We start from the raw sequence: 15,261 nt of genomic DNA on the forward strand, positions 1-15,261 counted from the left end.
ATCAAGGGACGATGATGAATCATTTTAAAAAATGGGGGGTCTGGCTGCTGGTTGCACTGGGCGGTGCATTCTCCTTTGCCATGCTGGCGCTTAGCCGTGGAGAGCATGTTAACGCAGTCTGGCTGGTCTTAGCCGCCATCTCCTGCTACAGCATTGCTTACCGCTTTTACTCCAAATTTATCGCCGAAAAAATCTTCGAGCTGGATGACAGCCGCCCTACTCCGGCCCAGCGCCGCAATGATGGTCTGGATTATGTGCCCACCAATAAATGGGTGCTATTTGGCCATCACTTTGCCGCCATTGCCGGTGCGGGCCCTTTAGTTGGGCCCATTCTGGCTGCTCAAATGGGCTTTTTGCCTGGCACCATCTGGATTTTGGTCGGCGTAATGCTGGCAGGCGCAGTGCAGGATTTCTTAGTTTTATTTATTTCTACCCGCCGTGACGGACGCTCCTTAGGCGAAATGGCCAAGCAGGAATTAGGTGCATTTGCTGGTGTGATTGTGATGCTGGGTGCTCTGGGCGTGATGATTATTATTCTGTCTGCCTTGGCTCTGGTCGTTGTAAAAGCCCTTGCTGAAAGCCCTTGGGGCGTATTCTCGATTGCCGCAACCATTCCTATTGCGCTGTTTATGGGCGTCTATATGCGCTATCTGCGCCCGGGCCATATTGGCGAAATTTCGCTGATTGGCTTTGTACTGATGATGGCGGCGATTGTATTTGGTGGCGATATTGCAGCCAATCCGGAATGGGCACCGCACTTTACCATGCGTGGCACGGAGCTGACCTGGGCACTGATTATTTACGGCTTTATTGCCTCGGTATTGCCGGTGTGGCTGCTCTTAGCGCCTCGTGATTACCTGTCTACTTTTTTAAAAATTGGTGTGATTGCGGGCCTTGCAGTGGGGATTGTCTTTGCTGCTCCAGAATTAAAAATGCCTGCTGTCAGCCGTTTTATTGATGGCAGCGGCCCGGTTTTTGCCGGCAGCCTGTTCCCATTTCTGTTTATCACCATCGCTTGCGGTGCAATCTCGGGCTTTCACGCCTTAGTGGCATCAGGGACCACGCCTAAGCTGATCGAGAAAGAAAGCCATATCCGCATGATTGGCTATGGCTCGATGCTGATGGAATCGTTTGTGGCTCTGATGGCGCTGATTTGTGCCTCGGTGCTGGAGCCTGGCGTGTATTTCGCCATGAACTCCCCTGCAGCACTGATTGGCACCACGGCAGCAAGCGCATCGCAAGTGATTAATGGCTGGGGTTTTGTCATTACGCCGGAGTATCTGGCACAAATTGCCAAAGATGTGGGTGAGCACTCGATTTTATCCCGCGCCGGTGGCGCTCCAACCTTTGCCGTAGGTATGGCGCATATCATCAGTACCATTACCGGCAGCACGGCCATGATGGGCTTTTGGTATCACTTTGCAATCTTGTTTGAAGCGCTCTTTATTCTGACTGCCGTCGATGCCGGCACGCGGGCTTGCCGCTTTATGGTGCAGGATACCGTGGGTGTATTTATTCCTGCCATGGCAAAAAGCCAATCCTGGGTTGGTAATTTAATCGGCACCGCTGTAGCTGTTTCAGGCTGGGGATTCTTTGTTTATCAGGGTGTGACTGATCCGCTGGGTGGGATCAACACGCTGTGGCCGCTGTTTGGGATTGGTAACCAGATGCTCGCTACGATGGCGCTGCTGCTTGGTACGGTGGTTATCTTTAAGATGAAAAAACAGCGCTATGCCTGGGTCACCATTTTGCCAACCATCTGGCTGTTTATCACCTCGATGACGGCTGGCTGGCAAAAGATCTTTCATGAGAACCCTAAAATCGGCTTTTTGGCACAGGCAAAACGCTTTAATACCGCCATTAGCGACGGCACACTGCTTGCTCCGGCCAAGAGCATTGCAGACATGGAAAGGATTGTGTTTAACAATCAGATCAACACGGCCCTTTGCGCCTTCTTTATGCTGGTTGCCATGACCATGCTGGTGGCGGCCATTATTCAAATCCGCAAAGCACTGAGTAATAAAAATATCTCGGTGCATGAAACTGGCGGGCCATTAGTCAGCGAGGCAAGCCATGCTTAAGTTTCTAAAACCCGGCTCCGCTTTCAGAAGCAATGCTTATAAGGTGGTGCAAACCTGCCGTTTGATGGTGGGCGTGCATGATTATGAAAATTATCTGGCACATATGCAGGCCCACCACCCGGAATTACCCGCTAAAACGCGCAAAGAGTTTTATCAATACTGTCTTGAAGCGCGCTTTCCGGGAGCTGGGAAAATCAGTAAATGCCCTTGCTAGTTTTTTGAGCGGGCAAACAAAAAAAACCAGAGTCTGATGACTCTGGTTTTTTTACATTCAGATCGAGGCCTGTGCAGGCCACAGGCAAAAAAATGGCGAATTTTGTACGCCCTACAGGCCTTCCTCTTCTTCCCGCTTACGCTCCTTCACAATCTGCTTACCACGTTTAAGCCAGATAAGAATCACGGCAGGCATGAAGCCAAAGATAAAGAAAACAACCAAACCTTTGGCGATGCTGCCCATCACGATAGAAAACATCATCACCACGTATAAATAGCCAATCAAAATAATATACATAGTGCATCCAATCAAAAAAAGCCCCGTTTCCGAGGCTTGGCTTATATCCTGCCTGCTAATCAGGCTTCGCGTTTATCGTGCTCAATCAGCGCATAGGCGGAGTGATTATGGATAGACTCAAAGTTTTCTGATTCAACCACGTAGGCGCTTACACGAGGGTCTGCATGCACACGGGCCGCCACATCACGCACCATATCTTCTACAAACTTCGGATTATCATAAGCACGCTCGGTCACAAATTTCTCATCCGGACGCTTGAGTAAACCCCATAACTCTGAAGAAGCCTCCTGCTCGATCAGCGTCACGATTTCTTCAATCCAGACGCTCTGAGCCAGCGTTGCGGTTACAGTAACGTGTGAGCGCTGGTTATGCGCACCATAGGCAGAGATTTTCTTTGAACATGGGCAAAGACTGGTCACTGGCGCGAGTACTTTAAGCTTTTGCTCAAACACGCCATTTTTTAACTCGCCAACCAGAGTGATATCGTAATCCATCAGGCTTTGCACGCCCGAAACTGGTGCTGTTTTATTAATAAAATACGGGAAACGCATTTCCAGATAGCCGGATTCTGCTTCTAAACGATCGCACATTTCGCGCAGAATCGTTTCAAAAGAATCCACCGAGATTTCTTTCTCGTGGCTGTTCAGAATCTCCACAAAGCGCGACATATGCGTGCCTTTGAATTGCTTAGGCAAAAACACATACATATCAAACATGGCGATAGTGTGCTGCACGCCATCGGTACGATCCGCTACTTTAACTGGGTGACGAATGGACTTAATGCCCACTTTATTGATCGCAATATTGCGGGTATCCACCGTGTTTTGCACGTCGGCAATCGCCATGGTCATGGGGTATAGCTCCAAAGAAAATAGATTCTGATGAGTCAGATTATAACACTGAGAATACCCGAGTAAAGTGCTCGGGAATTATTGTAAAAATCTACGCTGCTGATAGGCAAAAACTTCAGCCCTCTGACAGCCCTTACTTCCCGGCAAAAGCGGCCATCATTCTGGCAGCAAATTTTGAACCGTCGCTCAGCATCATCTCAATATGAGCAGGCATATAGGGCATAGATAAGTACATCGCAAGAAGACCAATCCCCATCATCAGCGGAAAGCCCACCGCAAACACATTCAGTTGCGGCGCGGCGCGGGTCATGATCCCAACCGCCAGATTGGTCACCAGCAAAGAACCAATCACCGGCAAGGAAAGCAAAACCCCTGCACGAAAAATCAGCGCGCCATAATCAACCAGCAATTTAAAACCCAGACCTGAGATGGGTTCTGCCCGGACAGGCAGGCTGGTAAAACTATCGAGCAAAGTATGTAAAACCATTAAATGACCATTTAAAGCCAGAAATACCAGAATGGTCATTAAACTCAAAAACTGAGCAACAATTGGTACACTGGTAGCATGCAGCGGATCATAAAACGAAGCAAAACCTAAACCCATTTGCAAACCCGCTAAATGCCCGGCCATTTCCATAGCAGAAAAAATAATCCGCACGATATAGCCAATTGCAATACCAATCAGCAGCTGATTAATCACAATCAGAATACCAGCCGGCGACACCACAGGCACCTGGGGCATTGCAGGTAAAACAGGAGCAATAATCAAAGAAATAAAGATAGCAACGCAGACACGTACTTTAACACTGATTGCTTTACTGGAATAAAACGGATCGGCTAATAAAAAGCCAAAGATACGGCAAAATGGCCACCAGAAAATAGCAAGCCACAGATCAATCTGAGCCTGGCTGACTGTCCAGATATCGTTCATCAGCCAATCAACTGCGGAATACTTTGAAATAAACGGATCGTGTAATCCATAGCAGTTTCAATCATCCAGGGCCCGATTAAAATAAACACTAAAAAGGTAATCAGCAGCTTGGGAATAAAAGAAAGGGATGCTTCATTGATCTGTGTTGCTGCCTGAAAAATACTCACCACAAGGCCCACCACCAGTGCAGTCAGCAGCAGTGGCCCACCCAGCAGCACCATCACTTCCATGGCTCTTTGAATCACCGTTACAACGGTTTCAGGCGTCATTTGCTACCCTGCAATATAAAAGCTTTGTACTAAGGATCCCATCAGTAAAGCCCAGCCATCCACTAATACAAATAACATTAATTTAAAGGGTAAAGAAATAATGACCGGCGAAACCATCATCATCCCCATGGCCATTAAAATACTGGCCACCACAAAATCGATAATAATAAAAGGGATAAAAACAATAAAGCCGATTTGAAATGCTGTTTTAAGCTCACTGGTTACAAAAGCAGGGACTAAGGTTCTCAGGCTCACATCTTCCGGGCCATTGGGCTTTTGCGCTCCGGAAATATCAATAAAAAACGCCAAATCTTTTTGCCGTGTTTGTTTCAGCATAAAATCTTTTAACGGCACCACCCCTTTTTCAACCGCCTGATTAAAACCTATTTTCTGCTCGGCATAAGGCTGATAAGCCACCTGATAAATTTTATCAAAAACAGGCGACATCACAAAAAAGGTAAGGAATAAAGACATTCCCACAATGACCTGGTTAGGCGGTGCCTGCATGGTGCCTAAAGCCTGGCGCAATAAAGACAATACAATCACAATGCGGGTAAATGCCGTCATCATTAATAACAGCGCAGGTAAAAAACCCAGAGCAGTTAAAAATAATAAGGTTTGAATCGGTAAACTATATTGAGTGCCACCCGTTTGCGCATTTGCCGTCATAAAGGGAATACCGGGATCTGCAGCAAAAACAGCTCCGGCAAGCAATATGCCCGGCACCACGATCATCAAGCGCTTCAAGGCGTTTTCCTTTGTAATATTGTGGCCAGTCTGGCTGCGAACGGCGAGGCATGAGGCGCAGGCTCTGTTTGCTCAGGTGCATCCAGTGTATGCAGCAGGTTCACCGCACTGGATGTTACCCCCAGCACCAGCCAGCGGCCTTCCACTTCAACCACCACAACCCGCTCCTTGCTGCCCACCATAACGCCACTCACCACTCTCAGCGTTTGTGCATTACTCATGGGCAGCAAAGACAAGCGCCGCACCAGCCAGGCACTAAACACAATCAGGCCAATGACAAAAGCCAGTGCCAGCGTAACCTGAGCAATGGACATCAGGCTTGAAGAGGGGGCAGCAGCGGGGGAAGATGCATTGGCACTGGCCCATAGAGGCAGGCAAGCCAAGGCGAAAAAGCGCAGAAAAAACGACACTCTCAAACTACTTATGTAAGCGGCGGATGCGTTCAGCCGGCGTAATAATATCGGTGAGACGAATACCAAATTTATCATTCACCACCACCACTTCACCCTGAGCAATTAAACAGCCATTGACCAGCACATCCATCGGCTCGCCTGCCATACCATCGAGCTCAACAACCGAACCCTGTGCCAATTGCAAAAGGCTGCGAATTGCAATTTTAGTACGCCCCAGTTCCACCGTTAAGGAAACAGGGATGTCCAGAATCATATCGATATTGCTTGGTGCATTGCTCAGCGGCGTGCTGGCATCAAAGCGCTGAAAAATATCAGCGGCTTGTATATCTGGTTTTTCTGCGGCAGCAGCATCAGCTACTTCCTGCTCGGCTAAGGCAGCGGCCCAATCGTCCATTGCCATTTCATCTTCATCAGCCATTGTCAGTCTCTCCTTCACTTTCTGTCTCGGCGCCGGTTAATGCTTCGGCAGAGCCAAGTACTTTGCTGACTCTTAAGGCATACTGCCCGTTCAGGGTGCCATACTTGCACTCAAGTACGGGCACGTTATCCACAGCCGCAATAATGGCCTCGGGGATTTCTAAAGAAATAATATCGCCCAGCTGCAATTCCAGAATTTCACCTAAAGTGACCTTGGCGTTCCCTAAAGTAGCAACCAAATCAACCTCAGCGTGCTGAATTTGCTTTTGCATCAGCGTGGTCCAGCGGTTATCGACTTCAATCCGGTCGGCCTGCATGGTGCTGTAAAGCACATCCCGAATCGGCTCGATCATCGAATAGGGGAAGCAGATATGAAAATCACCGCCCCCGGCACCCAATTCAATTTTAAAGGTGTAGGCCACCACCACTTCAGTTGGGGTAGCGATATTAGCAAACTGCGTATTCATTTCCGAGCGAACATAAACAAATTCACAGGGGAAAACGGGCTGCCATGCTTTTTCGTATTCTTCAAAAACAACTTCTAAGAGCCGCTGAATAATTCGTTGTTCAGTCGCAGTAAAATCCCGCCCTTCAACCCGCACATGGTAACGGCCATCTGAACCAAATAAATTATCCACCACCAGAAAAACGAAATCGGGGTCAAAAATGAACAAACCCGTTCCGCGCAGCGGCTTCATTTGAATTAAATTTAAATTGGTAGGAACCACCAGATTACGAATGAATTCGCTGTACTTTTGCACCCGGACGGGGCCAACGGAGATTTCAGCATTGCGGCGCATAAAGTTAAATAAGGCCACCCGCAAATTACGTGCAAAACGCTCATTCAGAATTTCAAGCGTGGGCATCCGCCCGCGAACGATACGTTCCTGACGGCCAATATCATAATCACGGACAGCAGAAGCATCGACCTCTTCGTCGGAAGAATCTTCTTCTCCGGTCACACCGCGCAGTAGCGCGTCGACCTCTTCCTGAGAAAGGATATCGTCTGCCATAATCCTTAGTCCGGATAAACTGAATTACCGGTTAATTAAATATAATCTTAAAAAAAACCACAGCGCCTGTCCCTGCAATAAACAGAGACAGGCGCAGTATTTGTGCTTACTGCACGATAAATGAAGTGAAATTAACTGAAATAACGCCTTCATCTTCGCTTTCAGCGCCAAGAATTTTATTTACAATTTCACGAATTTCTTTTGCCAGCTTATCCGTGCCATCCGGCGCTTTCACTTCAGCAATCGTTTTACTGCGTAACAGCTTATTAATTTGCCCCTGAATCTTAGGTGACATTGCTTTTATTTTTTCGGCCAAATGCGCATCGCCCAACTCTAAAGAAATATCGGTCTGTAAAATGCCATCGCCATCTTCTGAGTGCAAATTAACCGTAAATTGCGGCAGCTTTTCAAAAACAGCAGCATGCTCTTCTTTCTTTTTGTGATCTTTCTTTTTCTTTTTAACTTCATCTTTTGCGGTGGCTTCTGCAGCAACTTCATCCGCAGCAGGATCACTGCTTTTAGTAAGCAAAAAGGCAGCAACACCGCCCACAATGATTAATAACACAACTAATAAGCCGATTACGGCGAACAAAAGAATATTTTTCTTCGCTTTAGGCGCAGCTTCCACTTTGGCATCGGACATCACATCACCTTGAATGGATTGAAATATTTTATAAAAAAAGAAGTATTCAGACCAGAACAAAGCGCCCCAATTAAAAGCGAGGGGCGCGGGCTTTGGAATTAAGTGAGCTGATTATAGCTTAAAAAGCATTAACAAACAGGTAGTAAGCGGCGAGTCTTGTCGTAACACAACAAGACCCGCTCCAAATTAAACATAGAGATTTAAACCACTGCGTGCCACAGGCAGAGCAACATCCGTCATTACCCGCGCTTGCCCATCGGCATAGACTCCCGGCAAATCTTTGGCAAACTGCTGCGACCCGGGCTGGCGTTGCTGCCCCATATACTGACTGTTGGCCTGCTGCTGAGCTTGCTGTTGTGCCTGTTGCTGCTGTGTATGCTGATTTAAGGAATCAGAAGCAACTTGTACATTGCTCAGCTGAATACCCTGGTCAGCGAGCAGCATGGTTAATCTTGGCGTTGCGGCAGCTAAAGCCTCCCGCACTGATGCGTGTTGCGAGCTAAAAACCACGCTCGCCTGCTCGCCTGACATTGTAAGCCGTACTTCCATCGGCCCCAAATGCGGCGGATTAAGTTGCATATCAATTTGCTGATGCTGATCCTGCAGCATCATGGATACCCTTTGCGCAACCGCATCACCCCAGCGCGAGCTGCCCACAGGCTCCGCTACTGTGTGTTGCGGCACGGCAGGTTTTGCTTCAGCCACTGGCGTGCGGAATGCAATATGAGGAGCAGCATCTATTTTTGGAAGTGCGGTATTGTCTTTAGCACTGTTAAGTAAAGCTGAAAACTCTTCCGCAGGCGAAGCCAATTCAGAGCCTGCTCCGGCGTTTTTTTGCCGTAAAGAGGCAAATTTTGCCGCCTCTGCCCCTGTGCTTAAGGAAGTAAGCGGATTTAACCCCGTTTCAGCCGTATCTGCGGCCCCTTCCTTCGTATCACCTTTAACCAGCAAGCCTTTGCCCAGAGCCGTTAAATCCAGCTCTGGCCCATCCGGTTTTACATCCGCCTCCGGCAGTTCAGGCACGGGAGCATTTTGCGCTACAGCCTGAGCCTGCAGCATGGCTAACCAGGGAGGGAGCAGCTGGGCATTCGCAGCCGCCTGTTGCTCTTCGACCGGGGAATGGCTTTCTTCCTGTACTGTTTTTTTCTCGCCCGAATCTGCTGACTGGCCTTCCTGGCGGGTATTCACTTCACGCTCCAGCACTTTAGCAAACGGTTGAGCAGCGGTATCTGCCCCCATAGAAACGGAGGAACGTGATTCTGTTGAACGACTCGTTTGCGCACTGGCTGTAACAGTGAGATTGCTCGCCATGACCTGGCTCCCCGATAAAGTTAATCAAGACTTAAGCAATTGCAGTGCCAGCCCAATTAAACCGCTATGCTAAACTCAGGCCCAGCGGGATTCAGATCTGCTTTTATCAGCATATAAAGCAGGTATTTATCGCGCTTTAAGGAGAAAGAATGGCTGAAGATTCAGACGCAGAACGCACGGAGCCCGCCTCTGGTAAGCGCCTTGAAGAGGCGCGAAATAAAGGGCAAGTACCCAGATCACAAGAATTGTCCACTTTTTCCATTCTAATGGTTGGCATTATTGCGCTCATCAAGCTGGGACCTGAGCTGCTGCAAACTTTAAAAATGATTTTTATTACTGAGCTGACTTTTAACCGCGCCACCATTGCGGATCCCAATCAGATGCTCCTGCATTTTATGAGCTCCAGCCATAAAGCGCTGATGGCCTGCCTGCCCATCATTTTGCCCTGTGCACTCATTGCCATCATTACACCTGTTTTAGTTGGTGGCTGGTTATTCACTCTTGATGCTTTAGCCCCAAATTTTGCCAGAATGGATCCTATTGGTGGCTTAGGACGAATGTTCACACTGAAAAGCATTGTGAATATGGTTAAAACCATTCTTAAATCCAGCCTCATTGGCGGTGTAGCCGCCTGGGTACTATGGGACGAGAGGGCAGAATTTCTGCAACTGATCACCATGCCACTCGATGCTGGCCTGCCTTATATGTGGGACATGGTGCAGCACACACTTTTACTGGTCGTCAGCTCGCTTGCTATTGTGGCCGCAATTGACGCCCCCTATCAGCTTTGGGATTATTACAAAGGCCTGCGCATGACCAAGGAAGAGGTCAAGCAGGAAGGTAAAGACGCCGAAGGCTCGGCGGAAGTAAAAGGCAAGATTCGTCAGTTGCAACACGAAGCGGCCAGAAAGCGGATGATGAGCGAGATTCCAAAAGCCAATGTAATTGTCACCAATCCAACCCACTACGCCGTTGCCCTGCAATATACCGAAGCCATGCGTGCACCCAAGGTGGTCGCTAAAGGGGCATTTTTACTTGCTGAACGGATTATCGAGCTGGGCAAAGAACATAAAGTGGCCGTGATCCGCACTCCGCCTTTTGCCCGTGCGCTTTATCATCACGCTGAACTCGGGGCCGAGATCCCCGCTGCACTGTATACTGCGGCAGCCGAGGTGCTGGCTTATATCTACCAGCTGAAACATTGGCAAAATTATGGTGGCGATGAGCCCAATCTGGCTGATGAACTCCCTGTACCCAGCGAATTAGACCCCGGTGGTGAAGCATAAAACGCCGCGCTCAAACAGCAGCACAAAAACGCAAAACATGAGTCTACTTAATTTACCCAGAGCTTAATGCCCCATGTGGCGTACTTTTAATTACAGCAAATTAGCCGGCCCTGCGCTGGTGCTTATGGTGCTCGGCATGATGGTTCTGCCGCTGCCCGCGCTTGTGCTCGATTTTTTCTTTACCTTCAATATTGCGATTTCCATCATTGTGCTGATGGTGGCGCTTTACACCCGTAAGCCTCTCGAGTTTTCCAGTTTCCCAACCATTTTGTTATTTACCACCCTGCTGAGGCTGTCTTTAAATGTTGCCTCAACCAAGCTGGTACTGACTGAAGGGCACAATGGCGCAGATGCCGCCGGTAAGGTGATTGAAGCTTTCGGCCACGTACTGATTGGCGATAACTTAACCGTGGGTGTTGTTGGTTTTATTATTCTGACCATTATTAACTTTGTGGTCATTACCAAAGGTGCCGGGCGAATTGCCGAGGTATCCGCACGCTTTACCCTGGATGCCATGCCCGGTAAGCAAATGGCAATCGATGCCGATTTAAACGCTGGCATGATTGGCGAAGAAGAAGCCAGACGCCGCCGCTCAGAAATCTCGCAGGAAGCTAATTTTTTCGGCTCCATGGATGGTGCGTCCAAGTTTGTCAGGGGTGATGCCGTCGCCGGGATTATGGTGATGGTCATCAATATCATCGGCGGCTTGATCGTCGGGATGGCGCAGCACGGTCTGCCTTTTGCAGAAGCGGGCAAAACCTACACCCTGCTGACTATTGGTGATGGCTTAGTCGCACAAATCCCCTCACTGATTATCTCTGTAGCTGCCGGTATTGTGGTTTCACGCGTAGGCGACGGCGAAGATTTATCAGAACAAATCCTGGGGCAGATGTTTTCTCAGCCACAGGTCATGTATGTTACTTCGGGTGTTTTAGGCGTCCTGGGCATTATCCCTGGCATGCCCCATACGGCTTTTTTACTGATGGCATCCATCTTAGGCGGCATTGCATGGCAGCTGGATCAGCGCAATAAAACCAGCGCACTGCAAACTGCAGCAGCAGAAAGGGGGGCAGCAGGAGGGCCAGCCGCTGCGGGGGGAGCTCCGGCCGCCGCAGCACCACTGCAGGAAGTCAGCTGGAACGATGTGCAGCCTGTTGATCCGGTTGGGCTGGAAGTAGGCTACCGGCTGATTCCTCTGGTCGACCGGAATCAGGATGGCGAGTTACTGCGGCGTATTCGTGGCATCCGCAAGAAAATCGCGCAAGAGCTGGGCTTTTTGGTGCCCTCTGTGCATATTCGCGATAATTTGGAGCTCAAACCCAATCAATACCGCATCCAGCTCAAGGGTGTGGATGTGGGTACGGGTGAAGCCTTTGCCACCCAGTGGCTGGCGATCAATCCTGGCAACGCCATTGGCCAGCTGCCTGGCACGCCCACCCAGGATCCTACTTTTGGTTTACCAGCCGTCTGGATTGATGCCAATTTGCGCGATCAGGCTCAGGCCTTTGGCTATACCGTGGTGGACGCCTCTACCGTAGTGGCCACCCATATTTCGAATATTCTACAAAGCCATTCAGCCGAACTTTTAGGCCGAGAAGAAGTCCAGCAATTGCTTGAGCATTTTGGCAAAGAAGCACCCAAGCTGCTGGAAGACCTGGTTCCTAAAATTATTCCTGTAGGTACTTTGCAAAAAGTTCTGCAAAACTTACTTGAAGAAGGCATGCATATCCGTGATTTGCGCAGCATTCTGGAAACACTGGCTGAGCATATTACCCGCACCCAAAATATTGACGAACTGACTGCGGCAGTACGTGTCGCGCTTGGCCGGGCTATTGTGCATCAGCTTTTCCCTGGCGAGAACGAGCTGCAAGTTGTGACGCTGGAGCCACAGCTCGAAAACATTCTGCTCTCGGCAGTCTCTGGTAATTCGCAGGGAGGCTTAGAGCCGGGCTTAGCAGAGCGGGTACTCAAGCAAGCCTCTGAATTATCTGAGCAATTAGAGCAGCAGGGCCTGAGCACCGTGCTGATTGCGCCCGCACAGCTACGCCCCATGCTAAGCCGCTTTTTGCGCCGCTCTATTCCCGGATTACGCGTTATTGCGCATACCGAGATTCCGGACAGCAAAACCATTCGTATTGTGGGTATGTTAGGTGCAAATTAAATACAAAAAACAAAGCGCAAAACAGATTTAAGAATAAATACCTCATTGAGCCAAGTATGCTTAAGAGTAAACTGACAAAACATACTAAAATACACATCGCTAAACTGCACTTTTATGCACAATAGCTTGCATGAGGATAATCTTTTGTTTTCAGACGGCAACTGGATATGGTCGTAAAAAAGTTCTACGGAGCGACTACGCGTGACGCGCTGCGTCAGGTTCGTGATGAGCTTGGCCCGGATGCGCTGATCCTTTCCAACCGCCAGGTGTCTGGCGGTGGCATAGAGATCATGGCCGTCGCAGATGCCGATGTGGCCGCCCTGACGAATAACGTTGCCGTACAGCCACGCCCTGCGTCACAGCAAAACAGCCGTGGCGCACAAAATGGGGCCAAGCTATTACAAAGCGCTCAGGCCGCAGCCCCCATCAGCAAGGCCCTCGCGCGCTCCTACGCCATCCCCGACGATGACGATGAAGAGCCCGGCACTGATCATATAATGCACGACGAGCCCATGGTTTTACGCAGCAACCGCCCTGCTGCTGCGCCACGCCAGCCAGAGCCTGCCGCCGCACCGATACCGCTCGACAGCAATCCGGAGTACCAGCAGCCCAGACCAAGCCGTCCTGCGCCAAGGCCAAGTGCGCCACCACCACGTCGTCCTGCGCCAGAGCGTGCTTTACCTACTTTCAGCTTTGAAGACGATGAAGCACCGCCTGCACAAAGCCCGGCAGATAAAGAAGCAATGGATGGCATTGCCCGGGAAATCCGCCTCTTGCGTGGCTTATTGGAGAGCCAGCTGGCAGGGATGGCCTGGGGCGAATTATCACGCCACGCCCCTGAAAAACTCGAAGCCTTGCGTCAGCTTTTATCCGCCGGATTTTGCCCTGCACTTTCACGCCAGCTTGTCGAAAAAATGCCAGCGCAAATGAGCCTTGATCAAGGCATGCGCTGGGTTAAAGCGGCGCTTACGCATAATCTGGCCGCAGCCACAACGGATGACGATCTGATCAACCGGGGCGGAATCTACGCCCTGATCGGCCCGACAGGTGTGGGAAAAACCACCACCGTAGCCAAACTGGCTGCACGCTGCGCGCTCCTGCACGGGCCAGATTCGGTAGCCCTGCTCACCACCGACAGCTACCGGATTGGTGCGCACGATCAGCTGCGCATTTACGGCCGCATCATCGGTGTGCCGGTGCACGAAGTTAAAGACGAAACCGATTTGCAATTTACCCTGGCAGATCTGAGCGAAAAGCATTTAGTGCTGATCGATACTGTCGGTATGGGGCAGCGTGATCAGCGCATCAGCGAGCAACTGGCTTTATTTGATGAAGACAATGTATCCACCCTGCTGCTGCTCGCCGCCAATGCCCAAACAGGCACACTGGACGATGTGGCACGGCGCTACCGCAATACTCATTTAGCCGGCTGCATTCTGACTAAACTCGATGAAACCATGAATCTGGGCGGCTGCCTGGATGTGGCCATCCGGCATAAATTGCGCCTGCACTTTTTAACCAATGGCCAGCGCGTGCCTGAAGATCTGCACCGCGCCAATGTCTCCTACCTGGTTGATCGCGCTTTTAGGGGGGAATCACAAAACAGCGCTTTTACCCTGAAACCTGATGAGTTCCCGCTCTTTATGGGCGCACAGGGCGGCACCATGGATGGCCCGCTCGATTTCAGCATGAACTATGCGAGTCATTCCCGTGGCTAGTCTTTGGTCTGATCAGGCCGCAGGCCTGCGGGCCATGATTGCCCCAACGCCTTGCCGCAGCATCAGCCTCAATGGCGGTCGCGGCGGCAGCGGCACCACCACACTTGCCATAAATCTGGCTGCAGCACTGGCCGAGCGCAATCGGGAAGTTATTTTATTAGATGAATTCACCGGCTCGGGTAATGCCGCCCACCGCATGCGGCTGGAACAAAAACACGAGCTGGATCATGTACTGCGCCGTGAAGTGACACTGGCAGATACGCTACTGACCACGGAAGCAGGTTTTTCTATCCTGCCCATCAGTGCGCGGGCAAGCGTTTTAAGCAGCCTGAATGAGCGCGAGCTGACCTGGCTGTCCGCAGAATTTGAACAGCTCACCCAGTATGCCGAATTTTTGCTGCTCGATACCCGCCCGTCCGCCAGCCATGGCGTGCCCTGCCTCAGCCTTGCCGCCGACGATGTAATGGTGATTGTATCCAATAGCGCAGAATCGCTAACCGATGCCTATGCCACCATCAAACTACTCGGCACTGAATACGCAAGACGGGACTTTCGGATTCTGGTTAATCGTGTCGATACCATTACGGAAGCCGGGCTGATTTTTAATCGCCTGAAAAGCGTAGCCAGGCAGTACTTAGGCGATGCCGTACAAATGAAGCTGATCGGCTATGTGCCTGAAGACGAAAAACTAAAACGTGCATCCCGCCTGGGCCGCACCGTGCTGGATGCTTTTCCGGATGCCGATTCCAGCCATGCTTTCCGTCAGCTTGCCGATGTCATGCTGCGCTGGCGAAAACCGCTGAATACCACAGACAGCACAGGCTTTCTGTACCGCTTAGTTGAATCCAGCCGGCTACTGGCTGAGCAACTTCAGCATTAAGCCATTACAGCGTAATGCAACGGTATAGC

Annotated in this window: 16 protein-coding genes; 6 read left to right on the plus strand and 10 right to left on the minus strand. The window is 50.2% G+C overall.

From position 1 onward, the window contains the following. Positions 1 to 14: 14 nt before the first annotated feature. Positions 15 to 2,081 (plus strand): carbon starvation CstA family protein, encoded by a 2,067-nt coding sequence (locus HA050_RS06970; protein ID WP_166823873.1) that lies wholly within the window; start codon positions 15 to 17, stop codon positions 2,079 to 2,081. Next, positions 2,074 to 2,295, plus strand: a complete 222-nt coding sequence (locus tag HA050_RS06975; protein WP_099398687.1) for a YbdD/YjiX family protein — start codon at positions 2,074 to 2,076, stop codon at positions 2,293 to 2,295. The genes HA050_RS06970 and HA050_RS06975 overlap by 8 nt, the downstream gene beginning before the upstream one ends. 111 nt (positions 2,296 to 2,406) lie before the next feature. Here HA050_RS06975 and HA050_RS06980 read toward each other — a convergent pair whose 3' ends face one another. From HA050_RS06980 to HA050_RS07025, 10 genes are all read right to left on the minus strand, one after another. Next, entirely contained in the window at positions 2,407 to 2,592 is a 186-nt protein-coding gene (locus tag HA050_RS06980) for a hypothetical protein (protein ID WP_166823876.1), read from the minus strand. A 59-nt stretch (positions 2,593 to 2,651) separates the two neighbouring features. After that, the gene (folE2, locus tag HA050_RS06985; protein ID WP_166823879.1) at positions 2,652 to 3,443 is read right to left on the minus strand and encodes a GTP cyclohydrolase FolE2; all 792 of its coding nucleotides are present in this window, start codon (positions 3,441 to 3,443) and stop codon (positions 2,652 to 2,654) included. 133 nt (positions 3,444 to 3,576) lie between these two features. Further along, a complete protein-coding gene (gene fliR / locus HA050_RS06990; RefSeq protein WP_166823882.1) occupies positions 3,577 to 4,374 on the minus strand; it encodes a flagellar biosynthetic protein FliR in 798 nt (265 codons plus the stop codon). Then, a complete protein-coding gene (gene fliQ / locus HA050_RS06995) occupies positions 4,374 to 4,643 on the minus strand; it encodes a flagellar biosynthesis protein FliQ (RefSeq protein ID WP_099398820.1) in 270 nt (89 codons plus the stop codon). The genes fliR and fliQ overlap by 1 nt, the downstream gene beginning before the upstream one ends. A gap of 3 nt (positions 4,644 to 4,646) precedes the next feature. Further along, complete coding sequence (gene fliP, locus HA050_RS07000; RefSeq protein ID WP_240929008.1) at positions 4,647 to 5,390, minus strand: flagellar type III secretion system pore protein FliP; 744 nt, start codon at positions 5,388 to 5,390, stop codon at positions 4,647 to 4,649. Beyond that, positions 5,387 to 5,800, minus strand: a complete 414-nt coding sequence (fliO, locus tag HA050_RS07005; RefSeq protein ID WP_205836333.1) for a flagellar biosynthetic protein FliO — start codon at positions 5,798 to 5,800, stop codon at positions 5,387 to 5,389. The genes fliP and fliO overlap by 4 nt, the downstream gene beginning before the upstream one ends. 7 nt (positions 5,801 to 5,807) lie before the next feature. Continuing rightward, positions 5,808 to 6,221, minus strand: coding sequence for a flagellar motor switch protein FliN (fliN, locus tag HA050_RS07010; protein WP_166823885.1), 414 nt, complete (start codon positions 6,219 to 6,221; stop codon positions 5,808 to 5,810). Continuing rightward, the gene (gene fliM, locus HA050_RS07015) at positions 6,214 to 7,233 is read right to left on the minus strand and encodes a flagellar motor switch protein FliM (protein WP_099398818.1); all 1,020 of its coding nucleotides are present in this window, start codon (positions 7,231 to 7,233) and stop codon (positions 6,214 to 6,216) included. The genes fliN and fliM overlap by 8 nt, the downstream gene beginning before the upstream one ends. A gap of 106 nt (positions 7,234 to 7,339) precedes the next feature. Next, on the minus strand, positions 7,340 to 7,876 hold the full coding sequence (locus tag HA050_RS07020; protein WP_099398817.1) for a flagellar basal body-associated FliL family protein: 537 nt from the start codon (positions 7,874 to 7,876) through the stop codon (positions 7,340 to 7,342). 186 nt (positions 7,877 to 8,062) lie between these two features. Next, positions 8,063 to 9,187, minus strand: coding sequence for a flagellar hook-length control protein FliK (locus HA050_RS07025; protein WP_166823888.1), 1,125 nt, complete (start codon positions 9,185 to 9,187; stop codon positions 8,063 to 8,065). Between the two features lie 149 nt (positions 9,188 to 9,336). On the opposite strand from HA050_RS07025, the gene flhB reads away from it, so the two are divergent. The 4 genes from flhB to HA050_RS07045 all read left to right on the plus strand — a co-directional run bounded on the left by flhB (position 9,337) and on the right by HA050_RS07045 (position 15,232). After that, positions 9,337 to 10,473, plus strand: a complete 1,137-nt coding sequence (flhB, locus tag HA050_RS07030) for a flagellar biosynthesis protein FlhB (RefSeq protein ID WP_166823891.1) — start codon at positions 9,337 to 9,339, stop codon at positions 10,471 to 10,473. A gap of 73 nt (positions 10,474 to 10,546) precedes the next feature. Further along, positions 10,547 to 12,634, plus strand: coding sequence for a flagellar biosynthesis protein FlhA (gene flhA, locus HA050_RS07035; protein WP_166823894.1), 2,088 nt, complete (start codon positions 10,547 to 10,549; stop codon positions 12,632 to 12,634). Positions 12,635 to 12,801: 167 nt separating this feature from the next. After that, the gene (gene flhF, locus HA050_RS07040) at positions 12,802 to 14,352 is read left to right on the plus strand and encodes a flagellar biosynthesis GTPase FlhF (protein WP_166823897.1); all 1,551 of its coding nucleotides are present in this window, start codon (positions 12,802 to 12,804) and stop codon (positions 14,350 to 14,352) included. Next, positions 14,330 to 15,232, plus strand: a complete 903-nt coding sequence (locus HA050_RS07045; protein ID WP_166823900.1) for a MinD/ParA family ATP-binding protein — start codon at positions 14,330 to 14,332, stop codon at positions 15,230 to 15,232. The genes flhF and HA050_RS07045 overlap by 23 nt, the downstream gene beginning before the upstream one ends. Positions 15,233 to 15,261: the final 29 nt, after the last annotated feature.

The sequence above is a fragment of the Iodobacter violaceini genome (assembly GCF_011601265.1).
Classification (GTDB): domain Bacteria; phylum Pseudomonadota; class Gammaproteobacteria; order Burkholderiales; family Chitinibacteraceae; genus Iodobacter; species Iodobacter violaceini.

Coding starts and splice junctions, on each gene's coding strand:
- flhF (WP_166823897.1), top strand. CDS start 12,802: ATGGTCGTAAAAAAGTTCTACGGAGCGACTACGCGTGACGCGCTGCGT.
- folE2 (WP_166823879.1), bottom strand. CDS start 3,443: ATGACCATGGCGATTGCCGACGTGCAAAACACGGTGGATACCCGCAAT.
- flhB (WP_166823891.1), top strand. CDS start 9,337: ATGGCTGAAGATTCAGACGCAGAACGCACGGAGCCCGCCTCTGGTAAG.
- HA050_RS06975 (WP_099398687.1), top strand. CDS start 2,074: ATGCTTAAGTTTCTAAAACCCGGCTCCGCTTTCAGAAGCAATGCTTAT.
- fliN (WP_166823885.1), bottom strand. CDS start 6,221: ATGGCTGATGAAGATGAAATGGCAATGGACGATTGGGCCGCTGCCTTA.
- HA050_RS07020 (WP_099398817.1), bottom strand. CDS start 7,876: ATGTCCGATGCCAAAGTGGAAGCTGCGCCTAAAGCGAAGAAAAATATT.
- fliR (WP_166823882.1), bottom strand. CDS start 4,374: ATGAACGATATCTGGACAGTCAGCCAGGCTCAGATTGATCTGTGGCTT.
- fliQ (WP_099398820.1), bottom strand. CDS start 4,643: ATGACGCCTGAAACCGTTGTAACGGTGATTCAAAGAGCCATGGAAGTG.
- flhA (WP_166823894.1), top strand. CDS start 10,547: ATGTGGCGTACTTTTAATTACAGCAAATTAGCCGGCCCTGCGCTGGTG.
- HA050_RS07025 (WP_166823888.1), bottom strand. CDS start 9,187: ATGGCGAGCAATCTCACTGTTACAGCCAGTGCGCAAACGAGTCGTTCA.
- HA050_RS06980 (WP_166823876.1), bottom strand. CDS start 2,592: ATGTATATTATTTTGATTGGCTATTTATACGTGGTGATGATGTTTTCT.
- fliM (WP_099398818.1), bottom strand. CDS start 7,233: ATGGCAGACGATATCCTTTCTCAGGAAGAGGTCGACGCGCTACTGCGC.
- HA050_RS07045 (WP_166823900.1), top strand. CDS start 14,330: ATGCGAGTCATTCCCGTGGCTAGTCTTTGGTCTGATCAGGCCGCAGGC.
- HA050_RS06970 (WP_166823873.1), top strand. CDS start 15: ATGAATCATTTTAAAAAATGGGGGGTCTGGCTGCTGGTTGCACTGGGC.